This window comes from Comamonas sp. SCN 65-56, assembly GCF_001724135.1.
In the GTDB taxonomy this organism is placed as follows: Bacteria; Pseudomonadota; Gammaproteobacteria; order Burkholderiales; family Burkholderiaceae_C; genus Comamonas_C.
In genome coordinates this window covers 104,196-119,896 of record NZ_MEDS01000011.1, presented here as the reverse complement: position 1 = coordinate 119,896, position 15,701 = coordinate 104,196, and the positions used below count along the sequence as shown (strand labels likewise).

Annotated in this window: 14 protein-coding genes and 1 tRNA gene; 11 read left to right on the top strand and 4 right to left on the bottom strand. The window is 64.3% G+C overall.

Going from position 1 to position 15,701, the window contains the following annotated elements:
- Window positions 1-138 precede the first annotated feature (138 nt).
- Complete coding sequence (locus ABS45_RS08165) at window positions 139-951, bottom strand: alpha/beta hydrolase (RefSeq protein WP_291554840.1); 813 nt, start codon at window positions 949-951, stop codon at window positions 139-141.
- Window positions 951-2,252, bottom strand: a complete 1,302-nt coding sequence (locus tag ABS45_RS08160) for an O-acetylhomoserine aminocarboxypropyltransferase (RefSeq protein ID WP_291554828.1) — start codon at window positions 2,250-2,252, stop codon at window positions 951-953. Before ABS45_RS08160 ends, ABS45_RS08165 begins: the two co-directional genes overlap by 1 nt.
- 201 nt (window positions 2,253-2,453) lie before the next feature.
- Here ABS45_RS08160 and ABS45_RS08155 point away from each other — a divergent pair, with 201 nt between their 5' ends.
- From ABS45_RS08155 to ABS45_RS08145, 3 genes are read left to right on the top strand one after another with little or no spacing between them, the layout of a single operon-like run.
- Window positions 2,454-3,008, top strand: a complete 555-nt coding sequence (locus ABS45_RS08155; protein ID WP_291554827.1) for a hypothetical protein — start codon at window positions 2,454-2,456, stop codon at window positions 3,006-3,008.
- Window positions 3,005-3,172 (top strand): hypothetical protein, encoded by a 168-nt coding sequence (locus ABS45_RS08150; protein ID WP_291554826.1) that lies wholly within the window; start codon window positions 3,005-3,007, stop codon window positions 3,170-3,172. Before ABS45_RS08155 ends, ABS45_RS08150 begins: the two co-directional genes overlap by 4 nt.
- A 58-nt stretch (window positions 3,173-3,230) precedes the next feature.
- Window positions 3,231-3,749 carry a hypothetical protein gene (locus ABS45_RS08145; RefSeq protein ID WP_291554825.1) on the top strand — a complete coding sequence of 173 codons (519 nt, stop codon included), beginning with the start codon at window positions 3,231-3,233 and terminating at the stop codon, window positions 3,747-3,749.
- Here the strand turns inward: ABS45_RS08145 and ABS45_RS08140 are convergent.
- Both ABS45_RS08140 and ABS45_RS08135 read right to left on the bottom strand, forming a co-directional pair.
- Window positions 3,746-4,837, bottom strand: a complete 1,092-nt coding sequence (locus tag ABS45_RS08140; RefSeq protein ID WP_291554824.1) for a tyrosine-type recombinase/integrase — start codon at window positions 4,835-4,837, stop codon at window positions 3,746-3,748. The two genes, ABS45_RS08145 and ABS45_RS08140, sit on opposite strands and share 4 nt — an antisense overlap.
- 168 nt (window positions 4,838-5,005) lie before the next feature.
- Window positions 5,006-5,090 (bottom strand) — tRNA-Leu (locus ABS45_RS08135).
- Window positions 5,091-5,109: 19 nt separating this feature from the next.
- On the opposite strand from ABS45_RS08135, the gene rnr reads away from it, so the two are divergent.
- From rnr to infB, 8 genes are all read left to right on the top strand, one after another.
- Window positions 5,110-7,362 (top strand): ribonuclease R, encoded by a 2,253-nt coding sequence (rnr, locus tag ABS45_RS08130; protein WP_291554822.1) that lies wholly within the window; start codon window positions 5,110-5,112, stop codon window positions 7,360-7,362.
- Window positions 7,359-8,114: an SDR family oxidoreductase gene (locus tag ABS45_RS08125; RefSeq protein WP_291554821.1), complete on the top strand. Its 756-nt coding sequence runs from the start codon at window positions 7,359-7,361 to the stop codon at window positions 8,112-8,114. The genes rnr and ABS45_RS08125 overlap by 4 nt, the downstream gene beginning before the upstream one ends.
- 88 nt (window positions 8,115-8,202) lie before the next feature.
- Window positions 8,203-8,847: a c-type cytochrome gene (locus tag ABS45_RS08120; protein ID WP_291554838.1), complete on the top strand. Its 645-nt coding sequence runs from the start codon at window positions 8,203-8,205 to the stop codon at window positions 8,845-8,847.
- Complete coding sequence (locus ABS45_RS08115) at window positions 8,844-10,133, top strand: cytochrome c (RefSeq protein WP_291554820.1); 1,290 nt, start codon at window positions 8,844-8,846, stop codon at window positions 10,131-10,133. Before ABS45_RS08120 ends, ABS45_RS08115 begins: the two co-directional genes overlap by 4 nt.
- Before the next feature lie 43 nt (window positions 10,134-10,176).
- On the top strand, window positions 10,177-10,500 hold the full coding sequence (locus tag ABS45_RS08110; protein WP_291554819.1) for a thioredoxin family protein: 324 nt from the start codon (window positions 10,177-10,179) through the stop codon (window positions 10,498-10,500).
- 166 nt (window positions 10,501-10,666) lie between these two features.
- Window positions 10,667-11,236 carry a ribosome maturation factor RimP gene (gene rimP, locus ABS45_RS08105; RefSeq protein ID WP_291554817.1) on the top strand — a complete coding sequence of 190 codons (570 nt, stop codon included), beginning with the start codon at window positions 10,667-10,669 and terminating at the stop codon, window positions 11,234-11,236.
- 71 nt (window positions 11,237-11,307) lie between these two features.
- Window positions 11,308-12,795 carry a transcription termination factor NusA gene (gene nusA, locus ABS45_RS08100; protein ID WP_291554816.1) on the top strand — a complete coding sequence of 496 codons (1,488 nt, stop codon included), beginning with the start codon at window positions 11,308-11,310 and terminating at the stop codon, window positions 12,793-12,795.
- 23 nt (window positions 12,796-12,818) lie between these two features.
- A complete protein-coding gene (gene infB, locus ABS45_RS08095) occupies window positions 12,819-15,626 on the top strand; it encodes a translation initiation factor IF-2 (protein ID WP_291554814.1) in 2,808 nt (935 codons plus the stop codon).
- The last annotated feature ends 75 nt before the right edge of the window (window positions 15,627-15,701 follow it).

Genomic DNA, 15,701 nt, shown 5'->3' with positions numbered 1-15,701 from the left:
GCACTGCGCGTTCGCGCACCTCTGCGGAAAACTTCGTTGCATTGTTCATGGCTCAATCCTCTCAAAGATTTGAGCCTCCTCGGAAACCGGGGCGGTTCATTCGTGTTTTGCCGGGACGTGTGAGTGTTCAGCCGCTTTTCAAGCTTGCCGCAAAAACCCGCGCAGCGCCATCAGCGTCGCATCCGGTGCTTCCTGCATCTGGTGGTGCCCGACTTCCAGCGTGTGAACCGCTACCGCCTTGCCCGCGTCGCGCGCTGCGTCGATCAGGCTTTGCGCCGCCTTGGGTGGAGTCATCTGGTCAAGCTTGCCGAGGATGAACAGCACAGGGCATTGCACCGCTGCGATTGCCGCCACGCCGCCCGCATAGCTGTCGCAGGCGACAAAGCCGCGATGGAACACGTTGACTTGCCGGTTGCCGCGCAGCACCTTGCGCCCCAGCGCCATGCCCGCACCATAGACCCAGAAGCCCGCGCCGCTGGGCGAGGCGAGGGTGCTGCGCGAGTAGACGTTGATCATCTTGAGCGCCGCCTCGGGATCGGCTTGCGAGGCCTCGATCAGCGCGGGTGAGACGCGCATGGGCGCGGCGGTGCCGATCAGCGCCAAATGGCTCACGCGCTCCTTCAGGCGAGCAGCGGCCTCCAGCGCGATGAGCGAGCCCCAGCTGTGGCCGACCAGCGCCGCTTTCGGCGCGTCCGCCGCATCGAGCAGCGCGGCGATGGTGCCTGCCGCCTGCTCGACGCTGGCCGGTGCCTCGCCACCGCTGCGCCCGTGGCCGGGCAGGTCGATGGCGAGCACGTTGAAGCCGTGGTTGGCCAGGTTGCGGCTTTGCCAGGCCCAGACGCTGTGGTCGCCGAGCACGCCGTGGATCATCACCACGGTGGGCTTGGCTGCGTCAAACGCCTTGTCGCCGGTGTAGCAGTACAGCGGCGCGCCTTGCACGGTATGGAACATCATGCACCTGCCTTTTCTGCAGCCTTGAGCGCGCGCTTGAGGTCGTCGATCAGATCATCAGGGTCTTCCAGCCCGATCGACAGCCTGATCGTGCCCTGCGTGATGCCGCCCGCCAGCAGCGCCTCGTCGCTCATGCGAAAGTGCGTCGTGCTGGCCGGGTGGATGACGAGCGAGCGGCAATCGCCGACGTTGGCCAGGTGGCTGAAAATCTTGAGCGCCTCGATGAAGGCCTTGCCCTGCGCGCGGCTGCCCTTGAGGTCAAAGCTGAACACCGCGCCCGCGCCGCGCGGCAGCAGCTTTTGCGCCAGTTGGTGGCTGGGGTGGCTAGGCAGCAGCGGATGGCCCACGCGTGCCACGAACGGGTGGCCGGCGAGGAACTGCACCACGCGTTCGGTGTTGCGCACGTGTCGCTCCATGCGCGCGCCCAGCGTCTCCACGCCTTGCAGAATCAGCCAGGCGCTGTGCGGGCTCAGGCACGCGCCAAAGTCGCGCAGGCCCTCGCGGCGCGCGCGCAGCAGAAAACCGCCCACGCTGGCTTCCTGAGCGAACACCATGTCGTGAAAACCGTCGTAGGGCGCGGCCAGCTCCGGAAAGCGCCCTGAGGCATCCCAGTCGAAGCCGCCGCCATCGACCAGCACACCCCCCATCACCGTGCCGTGGCCCGAGAGGAACTTGGTCGCCGCGTGATAAACCAGATCGGCGCCGTGCGACAGCGGCCGCATCAGGTAGGGCGTGGTGAAGGTGGAATCGACCAGCAGCGGAATGCCCGCCTCGTGCGCGATCTGCGAGACGGTCGGGATATCGAGCACCTCAAGGCCGGGGTTGCCCACGGTTTCGCCCAAAAAGAGCTTGGTATTGGGCCGTATCGCCGCGCGCCAGGCGTCCACGTCAGTGGGTTTGACGAAGGTGGTCGCTATGCCAAAGCGCTTGAGCGTGTAGTTCAGCAGATTCTGCGAGCCGCCGTAGAGCGCGGTGCTGGCGACGATGTGGCTGCCCGCGCCCATCAGCGTGGCAATCGCCAGGTGCAGCGTGGCCATGCCGCTGGCGGCGGCAATCGCGCCCACGCCGCCTTCGAGCGCCGCGATGCGCTGCTCCAGCACGTCGGTGGTCGGGTTGGAGAGACGCGAGTACACATGTCCCGGGCGCTCCATGTTGAACAACGCCGCCGCGTGGTCGCTCGATTCGAAGGTGAACGAGGTGGTGAGGTAAATCGGCGTCGCGCGCGCGCCGGTCGTTGGATCGGGCCGTGCGCCCGCGTGCACCGCGAGCGTGTCAAAGCCAGGGTCGGAATAGCCAGCCATGGTGATTTCTTTGTGATGAATGGAACGCTGGTCTCAACTCTGAAGTGCAACACCGCTGCTTGAGAATCAATGGGCACTTGCAACGAAGCAAAGCTTCTGAACTGAGAGCAACGCTTCGTCTTGTATCACAACCGGTTCCCCGTTCAAGAGATGGGAGCTGCGCTACACGCCGCGCGTTGCGTGGGGAATGAGGTGTTGCCAATGGGAATCTTCAGCAGCCTGCGGTTGTGGGGCAGTCTGGCTGGATTGGAGCAGCAGATATTTGAAGAAAATCAGGACTTGACGCTTGATGGACGAGCACAAGCAGCTATTGGGTTAATAGCATGCGCTCACCTGCGGCTGAGCGCCCAGTGCGTGGCCGTGCTCGCGGGCGGCGCGGCAGATGGAACACCCGCGTCGCCTGCTGGCCGAGCGGCTGGCGCACGTCGCGCTGTTGGCGCCGGTGCCGACTGCTACCGGCTTGAGAAGCGCCGCTACGTGCAGGCCGAGCAGGCGCTGATCGCCGACATCGGCCCGGCCTACACGAGCGCCACCGTGTTTCAGCAGGCGACGATGGTCGATTTCCTGTGGAACAAGGGTGCCAGCGCCTGGCGCACAAGCACGATGCGCAAGCTGCTCCTGGCGGGCGACGTGGAGGCGGCGTGCCGCCAGAACGAGCGCTGGACGCGCGGCACGGTGAACGGTGTGAGCACCGCCTTGCCCGGCCTGGTGACGCGGGCGAATGCCAATTCTGATCTTTGCGCGGAGGGACTGTGATCGAAGTTCTAAAACAGTTTCTGCGGCCCAAACCGATTCTGGCCATCGTCGTCACGGGGTGCGCCACATGGGCACTTACCGAAGGACGCCTGTCCGGCAGCGAGTGGGTGATGGCCGTGGGTGCGGCGATGTGGTGGACCAACAAAACGGAGGCCGCGAAGTGAGCTTGATCCTTCTTCCCTACATCGTCGCCGCGATGTGGATTGATCTGTGGTGGCCGCGATGACCTGGCTGCGCGCGAACCTCATGACCGCTGCCGCCCTGGTGCTGGCCGTGCTGCTGGCCCTGCAGACTTGGCGCTTGCACACCGAGCAGCTTGCGCACCGAGACCTGCAAGTGTCCGTTGAGCGCGACCGGCAAGCGCGCACCGCCGCAGCGCTCAAGGCCGTCAACGACAACACCGCCAAGCAAGAGACTCACGCCACCGCGTCACAGGAGAACGCCAATGAACTGCTGGAAGAACTTTCCCGCCAGCGCGACGCTGCTGTCGCTGGCGCTGCTCGCGCTGAGCGGCTGCGCCTCGATGAGTCCCGCCGAGCCGCCACTTACCGTGCCATGTCCGAAGCCGGGGCCGCTGCCTGCAGCGCTCTCGCGGATCGGACTACAGCCCTCGACCGCCAGCTTGCAGAGGGCGTCGGCGTGGTCGCTGAGCTCCGAGGCGTTGTTGAGCGAAGAGATGCCGAAGTCAAAGCCCTGATGGGGCAGATCGATGCAGACAGGGCGCTTTCCGAGCAGCGTTAAGAGCTGCTTCTGAGCGCAGGGGGAAGCAAGGCTGCCGAGCGCTGGGCGTCTGCGTTGTAGTAGGTGTCCCTTAACAGTCGAATGTCTTTCGTGCCTATGGCATGCGACAGAGCCAGCACGTCGATGTACTTGGCCAGCCTTGTCGCGGCCTCGTGCTTTGTGTCGTGAAAGTGCATGTCTTCGATGCCAGCTTGGCCGCGCGCCTTGCGCCATAGCGAATCGCGCTGGCTGTCGCTCACGCCAACGATGTAGGGCTGATCCTTTGGCATGCTGGCGACAAGCTGATCCAGCAGCTTGACGGCCTGGGCAGTGAGTGGCACGTCACGGCTTGGATCAACGCTGGCGCGGCCTGAACGGGAGCTTTTGCGGCCACCAGGCTCCAAGGCCGATACGTGGATCACGCGCGCCGCGCGGCGGTAATCCTGCGGCCTGAGCCGGAGGATTTCACCCGAGCGCATGCCAGTTTCCAAGGCCAGCAAAAAGCACGCGCCGACGCGAGCTGTTAGAGTACGCAACTCGGGATCGGCCTCGTAGCCAGTAGATATGCGAATGGCCTTGATCTCTTCGTCGGTGAGCAATGGGCGTTTTCTTGGTCGCCCTCGCTCGGGCCTGTTGGCACCATGGCAGGGGTTGAGACTGATCCAGCGCAAGCTCTTGACGGCATATGTGAATGCGCCGCTCATCAGGTTTAGCTCTCGGTTCACGGTGGCGGGAGAGAGTGGCTTGCCCGTGCGTTCATTCGGCTGCGATAGACTGCGGACGATCCACTCATTGATATCGTGCGTCGTGGTGGCCGAGACCTTCTTGTCCGCAAGAGGATCATTCAACCACTTCATCAGCCGCAACTTGTTCCATTTGGCCGAATCCGTCTTGCTAGCAACAGCGTCAAGGTATAGCTCGAAAAGGTCGCCGTTTGTGGCCGATCCGGCTTTGCCCGGCCGCAGTTGGCCGATGTCCTTCTTGAACTCCATGCGGGCCGCCCACGCTTTGGCTTCGCTTTCCGTGTCGAAGGTGGCTGTTTTTTTTGCGCCACCGGGTAGTCGGACTACAGCGCGAACGGTGCTGCCGCGATGCTCGAAGGATGCCATGGGGGAACTCTTGGGGACAGTCTTGGGGACGCCCCGAGGTTATCCTGATACGGCGTCATTCGGCAAGCGCCGGCAATTTACAGGTTCTGTGTCCCCGTATACCGTCCCCAAAGCAAATAAAAAATCCCTGCAAATCAATGACTTGCAGGGATTTAAGCTTTGTAGGTATGGTGCCCAGGAGAGGACTCGAACCTCCACGGAGTTACCCGCTAGTACCTGAAACTAGTGCGTCTACCAATTCCGCCACCTGGGCATTTCAGGAAAGAGCAAGATTGTATAGCAAAAAAAACGAAATTCGCACAAACGCCGACAACGAAATTGAAGGCAGCGTGCAAGGCCACCGCGACGGGCACGGCTTCGTGATCCGCGACGATGGCGAAGGCGACATTTATCTGCCGCCCAATGAGATGCGCGCCGTGCTGCACAAGGATCGAGTGCGTGTGCGCATCGTCCGCCAGGATAGACGTGGGCGGCCTGAGGGGCGGGTGCTGGAGATCATCGAGCGGCCTGCCCAGACCATCATCGGGCGACTGCTGAATGAGGCGGGCATCTGGTTGGTTGCGCCTGAGGACAAGCGCTATGGGCAGGATGTGCTCATCCCGAAGACGGCAACGGGGGCTGCTGCGGTGGGGCAGGTCGTCGTGGTGCAGTTGACCGAGCCGCCAGCGCTGTATGGCCAGCCCGTCGGGCGGGTGGCGGAGGTGCTGGGTGAAGTCGATGACCCGGGCATGGAGGTTGAGATCGCGGTGCGCAAGTACGCTGTGCCGCATGTCTTCTCCGATGCCTGCCTGGCTCAGGCACAGGCACTGCCGGATGCGGTTCGCGCGCAGGACTGGCGCCAGCGGATCGACCTCACTGACCTGCCCTTTGTCACCATCGATGGTGAAGATGCGCGCGATTTTGATGATGCGGTTTACTGCGAGCCCGCGCGCATCGGCCGTGCCAAGGGCTGGCGCTTGCTGGTGGCCATTGCCGATGTGAGCCACTATGTGGAGTCGGGTGGTGCGATCGATACCGATGCCTATGACCGCGCCACCAGCGTGTACTTTCCGCGCCGTGTCCTGCCCATGCTGCCGGAGAAGCTCTCCAACGGCCTGTGCTCGCTGAACCCGCTGGTGGCGCGCCTGGCGATGGTGTGCGACATGATCGTCACCGCCAAGGGCGAAGTTCACGCCTACCAGTTCTACCCGGCTGTCATCGAAAGCCATGCGCGCCTGACCTACACCGAAGTCGCGGCAGTGCTCGCCAATACCCGCGGCCCGGAGGCTGGCCGCCTTGCGGATCGAGTGAAGGGTTTGCTCAATCTGCACGAGGTATACCGGGCGCTGCTGACAGCGCGCCAGGTTCGCGGTGCAGTGGATTTCGAGACGACGGAAACGCAGATTGTTTGCGACGACAACGGGCGCATCGAAAAAATCGTTCCGCGCACACGCACCGAGGCCCACAGGTTGATCGAGGAAGCCATGCTGGCGGCCAACGTCTGCGCGGCGGACTTCGTGGGCGAGCATCAGCGCGCCTGCCTGTACCGTGTGCACGAAGGGCCTACGCCGGAGAAACTTGAAATTCTGCGCGCTTACCTGAGGGCGCTTGCGGTGCAGGTGTCCTTGCCCGATGATCCGCCGCCCGGGGCCTTTCAGGCGATTGCCGAGGCCACCAAGGACAGGCCGGATGCCGCTCAGATCCACAGCATGCTGCTGCGCTCCATGCAGCAGGCGATCTACACACCGATCAACAGCGGGCACTTTGGTCTGGCGTATGAGGCCTATACGCACTTCACCAGTCCGATCCGTCGCTACCCTGATCTGCTGGTGCATCGCGTCATCAAGTCCATCCTGGCGGGCCGAAAGTACCAATTGCCGCCGCTGCCGGTACCCGGAGAGGCGCAGCACAAGCTGGCGCGCCAGTGGGCCAGCCGCGGGCAGGCCCCGGCAGCCCCATCGGCCCCTGCGCGTGCCGTCAATCGCCGCGATTTGCAGGGCTGGGAAGCCGCCGGCCTGCATTGCAGCGCCAACGAGCGCCGTGCGGACGAGGCCAGCCGCGACGTGCAAGCCTGGCTCAAGTGCCAGTACATGCGCGAGCACCTGGGCGAAGAGTACGCTGGCGTCGTCACCGCGGCCACGAGCTTTGGCATCTTCGTGACCCTGGATGAACTCTATGTCGAAGGGCTGGTGCACATCACCGAACTCGGCGGCGAGTACTTCCGCTTTGATGAGGTGCGTCAGGAGTTGCGTGGCGAGCGCACGGGCGTGCGCTATGGCATAGGCACGCGCCTGCGCGTGCAAGTCAGCCGCGTGGATCTGGATGGTCGCAAGATCGACTTCCGCCTGGTGCAGGAACCAGGTGCAACGGCGCTTGAGAAGGCAGCCGCTCCCAAGGCACCGCAGCGCAAGGCTTCCAGAGTGAGCCGCGACCGGGATGAGCGGGAGGCGAGCGGCAAGGGTGCCAAAGCGAAGAAAATGACTTACAAGGGCAAGGCCGGGCGCGAAGCGCATGGCCGGGATGCTCCGCGAAAGAGGCGCTCATGAATATCAATCAACGAATAGCCATTGTGACGGGTGCTGGCTCAGGCATTGGCCGCGCAGCCGCGCTGGCCCTGCTGCGCGACGGCTGGACGGTTGCGCTTGCCGGCAGGCGGGCGCAGCCGCTGCAGGAAGTGGCGGGAACGTGGGCCGGTAGCGGTCAGGCCCTCGTGATGCCCACGGACGTGACGGACGCTGAAGCCGTGCGCCATTTGTTCGATTCCACCGTGGGACGCTTTGGCCGTGTGGATCTGCTCTTCAACAACGCGGGCAATGGCGCGCCTGCCATCCCGCTGGATGAACTGTCGGTCGAGCAGTGGAAAGCGGTGGTGGATGTCAATCTCAACGGCATGTTCTATTGCATTCAAAACGCCTTTCGCGTAATGAAGGCGCAAATGCCACGTGGCGGGCGCATCATCAACAACGGTTCGATCTCGGCCCACGTACCGCGCCCCAATTCCATTGTCTACACGGCGACCAAGCACGCGGTTTCGGGCATGACCAAGGCAGCGTCGCTGGATGGACGCCACTTCGATATTGCCGTCGGCCAGATCGACGTCGGCAATGCCGATACGCCGCTGGCGCATCGGCTCACCCAGGGCGTGATGCAGGCGCATGGCGCGGTGGCCGAAGAGCCGCTGATGGATGTGGACATCGTCGGGCAATCCGTGCTGTACATGGCCAATTTGCCGCTGTCGGCCAATGTGCTGTTTCACACCGTCATGGCGACCAAGATGCCGTTTGTGGGCCGGGGCTAGAGGCATGCGCTCCATCATTCGCAGCGCGCTGCTGGCGTGCCTGTGCTGCATGGGTGCGGTTTGGGCCCAGGGCACTTCGCACGATCCGATGACAGACCGGGTTTTGCCGTGCACCGCATGCCATGGGGACGAGGGGCGCGCCACGCCCGATGGCTATTTCCCGCGCATCGCTGGCAAACCTGCAGGCTATCTCTACAACCAGTTGCGCAATTTCCGTGAAGGGCGACGCAGTTATCTCCCGATGGCGTATTTGCTCACGCACCTGACGGACGGATATCTGTACGCCATGGCCCGTCATTTTTCCGAGCTGCAACTGCCCTATGCCGCACCTGCACCTGCAACAGCACCGCAAACCGTGCTCGAGCGCGGGGAGGCACTCGTTCGCCACGGCGATGCAACGCGTGACGTGCCGGCGTGCCAGCAGTGCCACGGGCAGCAACTGACGGGCGCCGAGCCGTTCATCCCCAGTCTGCTGGGTCTGTCGCGTGACTACCTCAGCAGCCAGTTGGGTGCCTGGCGAACCGGCCAGCGCCATGCACAGGCGCCCGATTGCATGGCGCAGGTCGCCAGGCATCTGTCGCTGGACGATGTGCAGGCGGTCGCCGCCTGGCTCTCCGCGCAGGCCGTGCCGGGCGACGGCAAGGCGGCCGCCCATGCGCCGCAGGCATTGCCGCTACGCTGCGGCAGCTTGCAGGCGCAGTTGCCTGAAGACGGGCGTGGAGGTCGACGATGAAACGGCGGATTGACTGGCTGGCCGCCCTTGCCCTTGCCGTGGCCGCGCTTGTGGTCGCCGCCGTGTACGCGGTGTGGGCGTTGAACCGGATCGGCGAAGCCCCTTTGGGATCGGGCAGACCGGTTGCTGCGTCGCCAGAAGTGATCGCACGCGGGGCCTACCTGGCTCGCATCGGCGACTGCGCGTCGTGCCACACCCAGCCGGGCGGCGCCGACTACGCTGGCGGGCGTGCCATCCAGACCCCGTTTGGTGCGGTGTATTCGAGCAATCTCACCCCCGATGACGCCACCGGACTGGGACACTGGACGCCGGATGAGTTCTGGCGCGCGCTGCACAACGGTCGCTCGCGTGATGGGCGGCTGCTGTATCCGGCATTCCCCTATACCGAATACACCCATGTGACGCGCGAGGACGCGGACGCCATCTTCAGCTATCTGCGCTCACTCGCGCCGGTGCGGCAGGAAGCTGCGGCCCATCAACTGGGCTTTCCCTACAGCACGCAGGCGGCGCTTGCCGTCTGGCGAGCGCTGTACTTCCGCCCGGGCCGTTGTGCGGTGGTGCAGCAGGCGAGCCCCGAGCTCACGCGCGGTGCCTACCTGGTGCAAGGCCTGGGCCACTGCGCCAGCTGTCATACCCCGCGCAACGCGCTGGGCGGGCTGCGCAGCGATGCCCCATTGGGCGGCGGGCTTGTGGAGGGCAATGCCTGGTGGGCGCCTTCACTCACGTCGACTGCACAAGCGGGTGTTTCCCGATGGGCCGTGGATGACATCGCGGCACTGCTGACCCGCGGCGTTTCGGCGTCCGCCGGCGTGTCGGGGCCCATGGCCGAAGTGGTGTTCAGCAGCCTTCAGTACCTGACGGCGGACGATGCGCGTGCGATGGCGGCCTGGTTGCGCCAGTTGCCGCAGGTGGAGGAGGCCGCGGCGCATGGCAAGCCGCCCCCCGCTGGAGTACTGGAGCGCGGCCACGAGATCTACCACGACCAGTGTGCCCAATGCCACGGCGACGAAGGCGAAGGCAAGCCGGGCGCCTTCCCGGCGCTGGCCGGCAACCGCGCGGTGCGCATGGCTGAACCCTTGAATCTGGTGCAGATCGTGCTGCATGGCGGCTATCTTCCAGCGACGGCGGGCAATCCCCAGCCCTACGGCATGCCACCATTTCGCCAGAGTCTGTCCGACGACGATGTGGCGGACGTCCTGTCCTTTATCCGCGAGGCCTGGGGCAATGGAGCGCCGCCCGTCGATATCGTCAGTGTTCACCGTGCGCGTGAGCGCTCCGGTTCGTGAGCCCCGTATGCCATCCCTGAACAGCGATAAAAAATCTTGGTGGATGCTCTGCCTGTGTGCCGAGTGGTGCAATGTCTGCCGCGCCCTGCGCCCGGAATTCGAATCTCTTGCGACCGATTGGCCGCACATCCGCTTTGCCTGGGTCGATGTGGAAGATGAAGAAGCGCTGGTGGGCGAGCTTGAAATAGAAACATTCCCCACCCTGCTGATCGGCGACGCCGACGAGGTGCGTTTCCTCGGGCCTGTACAGCCACGCGCGCAGGTGCTGGCGCGCCTGCTGGCGGGTTTGACCTCGGGCGATGGCGTGGCGCTGGACGATTCTCTGGCGCTGGCAGCGCTCAAGGCGGTCATCCAGAGCCGCGGGTGAGTGCTGCCGGACCTCCAGCCGATCGAAGCTATTGAAAACGGACGTTTTTTTCACTACAATACGAGCTTCACGACCAAAACGGGCGGGTTTTCACCGCCCGTTTTTTTTGGTCGTTTGACTTTTGACCGGGCGGCGCAGCGCGCCGTCCCCAGGAGCGCAGACAGCAGTGGCATTGCAGCAGGTCGTCCAGCAGACGGTAGAAGGCTTGGGTTTTGAACTCGTGGAGATAGAACACTCCGCGGGCGGCGTGCTGCGCGTCACCATCGATACGCACTGGGAGCCCGAGCAGGCGCAGCGCTTCATCACCGTGGACGACTGCGAGGTGGTGACACGCCAGCTGCAGTTTGCGCTGGAGGTGGAAGGGGTGGATTACAAGCGCCTGGAAGTCTCGTCACCCGGCATAGACCGGCTCCTGCGTCATGAAACCGATCTTGAGCGCTTTGCTGGCGAGATCATCGACGTCACGCTCAAGGCGCCATTGGGCGCTGCGGCTCAGGGTCAGGTGGCGGTCAATCGCAAGAAATTCAGAGGTCAGCTGGCACGCGGCAATGCCGGCAACTGGCAGATCAGCTGGAGTGATGCGCCCGCTGCCAAACCGGGGCAGCGCATCAGCAAGAAGCGCGAGAGCGCACCCGTTCAGGTGCTGGGCTTTGTGTGGGATGAGCTGCGCGAAGCCAGGCTCGCGCCAGTGGTGAATTTCAAGGGGCGCGGCGCCAAGGCGTCGCCGCAAGACTGAGCGACAGAAACACGACAGGGCGGCCGTCCGCAGAGGCTGCCTACCGACATTTGGAAACAGGAGTGCGAGGCATGAATCGCGAGTTGTTGATGCTCATCGAGGCGATTTCACGTGAGAAGAGCGTGGAACACGATGTGGTGATGGGGGCTGTGGAATCGGCACTCGCCCAGGCCACGAAGAAGCTCTACCAGGGCGATGTGGATATTCGCGTGGCCATCGACCCCGAGACCGGCGAGCACGAAACCTTCCGCCGTTGGCTGGTGGTGCCGGATGATGCGGGTCTGCAGAACCCCGATGCCGAGGAAATGCTGATGGATGCCCAGGAGCGCGTGCCCGGCGTTCAGGTGGGTGAGTACATCGAGGAGCCGGTCGAATCCGTGCCGATCGGTCGCATTGGCGCGATGGCGGCCAAGCAGGTGATCCTGCAGAAAATCCGTGACGCCGAGCGCGAAACCCTGCTCAATGACTTCATGAGCCGAGGTGAGAAGATCTTCACCGGCACCGTCAAGCGCATGGACAAGGGCGACATCATCGTCGAGAGCGGGCGCGTCGAAGGGCGTCTGCGTCGCAGCGAGATGATCCCCAAGGAAAACCTGCGCAGCGGCGACCGGGTGCGCGCCATGATCATGGAAGTTGACCTGACGCTGCGCGGCGCGCCCATCCTGCTGTCGCGCTCGGCGCCCGAGTTCATGATCGAGCTGTTTCGGGGTGAGGTGCCAGAGATCGAACAGGGGCTGCTCGAGATCAAGAGCTGCGCGCGCGATGCCGGCAGCCGCGCCAAGATCGCCGTGCTCTCGCACGACAAGCGGGTCGACCCCATCGGCACCTGCGTCGGCGTGCGTGGCACGCGCGTGAACGCCGTCACCAACGAGCTGGCCGGCGAGCGCGTGGACATCGTGCTCTGGAGTGAAGACCCGGCGCAGTTCGTCATCGGCGCGCTGGCGCCGGCCAATGTGCAATCCATCGTCGTCGATGAAGAAAAGCATGCGATGGATGTGGTGGTCGACGAGGAAAACCTGGCGATCGCCATCGGCCGCGGCGGGCAGAACGTGCGTCTGGCATCCGATCTGACAGGCTGGAAAATCAACATCATGGACGCGGCCGAATCGGCGCAGAAGGAAGCCGACGAGACCAGCGTTGCACGCCAGCTGTTCATGGAAAAGCTCGACGTGGACCAGGACATCGCCGATATCCTGATTCAGGAAGGCTTCGAGAACCTCGAGGAAGTGGCTTACGTGCCGCTGCAGGAGATGCTGGACATCGAGGGTTTCGACGAAGAGATCGTCAACGAACTACGTACCCGCGCCAAGGACGCCTTGCTGACGATGCAGATCGTGCGCGAGCAGGTGGTGGGCAAGGTCGATGAAGACCTGCGCGAGTTGCCCGGCCTGAATGCCGATCTGATCGTCAAGCTGGCGGCGGGCGGCATCACAACCCGCGATGACCTGGCCGATCTGGCGGTGCATGAGCTGATGGAGCTCACCGGCCAGAGCGAGGATGAAGCCAAGGCCTTGATCCTCAAAGCCCGCGAGCACTGGTTTGCCGCAGGCGATGAATGAGATCGGGGAGGAACGTACTGCATATGTCGAGTAATACCGTCACCGAGTTCGCCGCCGAACTCAACAAGACACCTGAAACCCTGCTGGCGCAGCTGCGCTCCGCCGGGGTGGCCAAGACATCGGCTGCCGATGCGCTGAGCGATGCGGACAAGCAGCAGCTGCTGGCGCACTTGCAGGCAAGCCATGGCACGGCCGTGGATGAGCGCCGCAAGATCACGCTGGTCAAGCGTTCGACGAGCGAGATTCGCCAATCGGATGCCACTGGCAAGGCGCGCACCATCCAGGTGGAAGTGCGCAAGAAGCGCACCTTCGTCAAGCGCGATGGCACGCCCGATGCGCCTGCCGAGAAGCCCGTGGAGTCGCAGGCCGCCGTCGAGGCCCAGGAGCAGGCACGTCGCGAGGCTGAAGCGCAGCGCCAGGAAGAACTGAAGCGCCGCCAGGAAGCGGAGCTGGAGTCTGCGCGAGCCGAGCGTGAACGCAAGGAACGCGAAGCCGAAGAGCGCGCGGCAGCCTACGTGGCTGAACAGCGTGAAAAAAAGGCGCGTGAAGCGGCACTGAGCGAGGAAGCCAGGCGCGAGATTGCCGAAGAGGCGGCTGCACGCCAGGCAGCCGAGGAAGAGGCGCGCAAGGCTGCCGAGGCGCAGGCGCAAGCCAAGGCCACCGAAGAAGCCGATCGAGCCGAAGACCAGGATGAACGCCGCCGCAAGGCCATGGCGGAAGCCGAGGCCATCCGCGCCATGATGGCTGCACCCAAGAAGGTGTTGGTGGCCAAGAAGCCGGAAGAGGCGCGCGGCACCAAGGACAAGGACGCCGCCAAGGGCGATGCCAAGAAAGGCACCCTGCACAAGACGGCCGCGCCGGCCGCGCCTTCCAACAGCAAGGAAGTGAAGTCTTCCAAGCTGTCTTCGAGCTGGGCGGGCGATAGCGACAAGAAGAAGGGGCTCAAAACCCGCGGCGATTCGTCCGGGGGCGTGGGTGCCAATCGCTGGCGCGCCGGTGGCAGCGCGCGCGGTGGGCGCCGGGGCGGCGGGCGCGAGGAGCGCCACACCTCGTCGGCTGCGCCGGCGGAGTTTCGCGCGCTCGAAGTGCATGTGCCCGAAACCATCACCGTCGCCGAGCTGGCGCACAAGATGGCCGTGAAGGCGTCCGAGGTCATCAAGGTGCTGATGAAGATGGGTCAGATGGTCACCATCAACCAGCCGCTGGACCAGGACACCGCGATGATCATCGTCGAGGAAATGGGCCACACCGCCATCGTCGCGGCGCTCGATGATCCCGAGGCCTTCACCGCCGAGGAAGTTTCCAGCCACGAAGCTGAATCGCTGCCACGCGCGCCCGTGGTCACCGTCATGGGCCACGTCGACCACGGCAAGACCTCGCTGCTGGACTACATCCGTCGCGCCAAGGTCGCACCGGGCGAGGCAGGCGGCATCACGCAGCACATCGGGGCGTATCACGTGAAGACGCCGCGCGGCATCGTCACCTTCCTCGACACCCCGGGCCACGAGGCCTTCACCGCGATGCGTGCCCGTGGCGCGCAGGCGACCGACATCGTCATCCTGGTGGTGGCGGCCGACGACGGCGTGATGCCCCAGACCAAGGAAGCGATCAAGCACGCGCGCGCCGCCAAGGTGCCTATCGTCGTCGCGATCACCAAGGCCGACAAGCCCGAGGCCAACCCCGATCGCGTCAAGCAGGAGCTGGTTGCGCAGGAAGTCGTGCCCGAGGAATACGGCGGCGACGCCCCCTTTGTCGCGGTGTCGAGCAAGACCGGCATGGGCATCGACGATTTGCTGGAAAACGTCTTGCTGCAGGCCGAGGTGCTGGAGCTCAAGGCGCCCGTCGATGCCATGGCCAAGGGCCTGGTGATCGAGGCGCAACTGGACAAGGGCCGCGGCCCCGTGGCCACGGTGCTGGTGCAGTCCGGCACGCTCAAGGTGGGCGACGTGGTGCTCGCGGGCCAGACCTTTGGCCGCGTGCGCGCGATGGTGGATGAGACCGGCCGCGCGAGCAAGGAAGCCGGGCCATCGATCCCGGTGGAAATCCAGGGCCTTTCGGAAGTGCCGCAAGCGGGCGACGAGTTCATGGTGCTGGGCGACGAGCGCCGTGCACGCGAAATCGCGACGTATCGCGCGGGCAAGTTCCGCAACACCAAGCTGGCCAAGCAACAGGCGGCCAAGCTGGAGAACGTCTTCGCCGACATGCAGGCGGGCGGCGTGCAGCACCTGCCCATCATCGTCAAGGCCGATGTGCAGGGCTCGCAGGAGGCGCTGTCGCAATCGCTGCTCAAGCTCTCGACCGACGAGATCAAGGTGCAGCTCGTGTACGCCGGTGTGGGCGGCATCAGCGAAAGCGACGTGAACCTGGCGGTGGCCTCCAAGGCGATCGTGATCGGCTTCAACGTACGCGCCGATGCCAATGCGCGCAAGGCGGCCGAAATGAATGGCGTCGATCTGCGCTACTACAACATCATCTACGACGCGGTCGATGAGCTGAAGGCGGCGATGTCCGGCATGCTCGCACCCGAGCAGCGCGAGGAGCAGCTGGGCACTGCCGAGATCCGCACGGTGTTCGTTGCGACCAAGATCGGCACGATTGCCGGCTCCTACATCACCTCGGGCCAGGTCACGCGCAACTGCAAGTTCCGCCTGCTGCGCGAGAACGTGGTCATCTACACCGGCGAGGTCGAGGCCGTGCGCCGCTTCAAAGACGACGTGAAGGAAGTCAAGGAAGGCTTCGAGTGCGGCATCAAGCTGCGCAACTACACCGACATCAAGGAAGGCGACGAACTCGAATTCTTCGAAGTCAAGGAAGTGGCACGCACGCTGTAAGAAGCAGGTTGAGCGTTGGGCGTTTGGCGTTGAGCGTTTTGATGCGCCACGCTCAACGCTCAACGCCGAACGCTG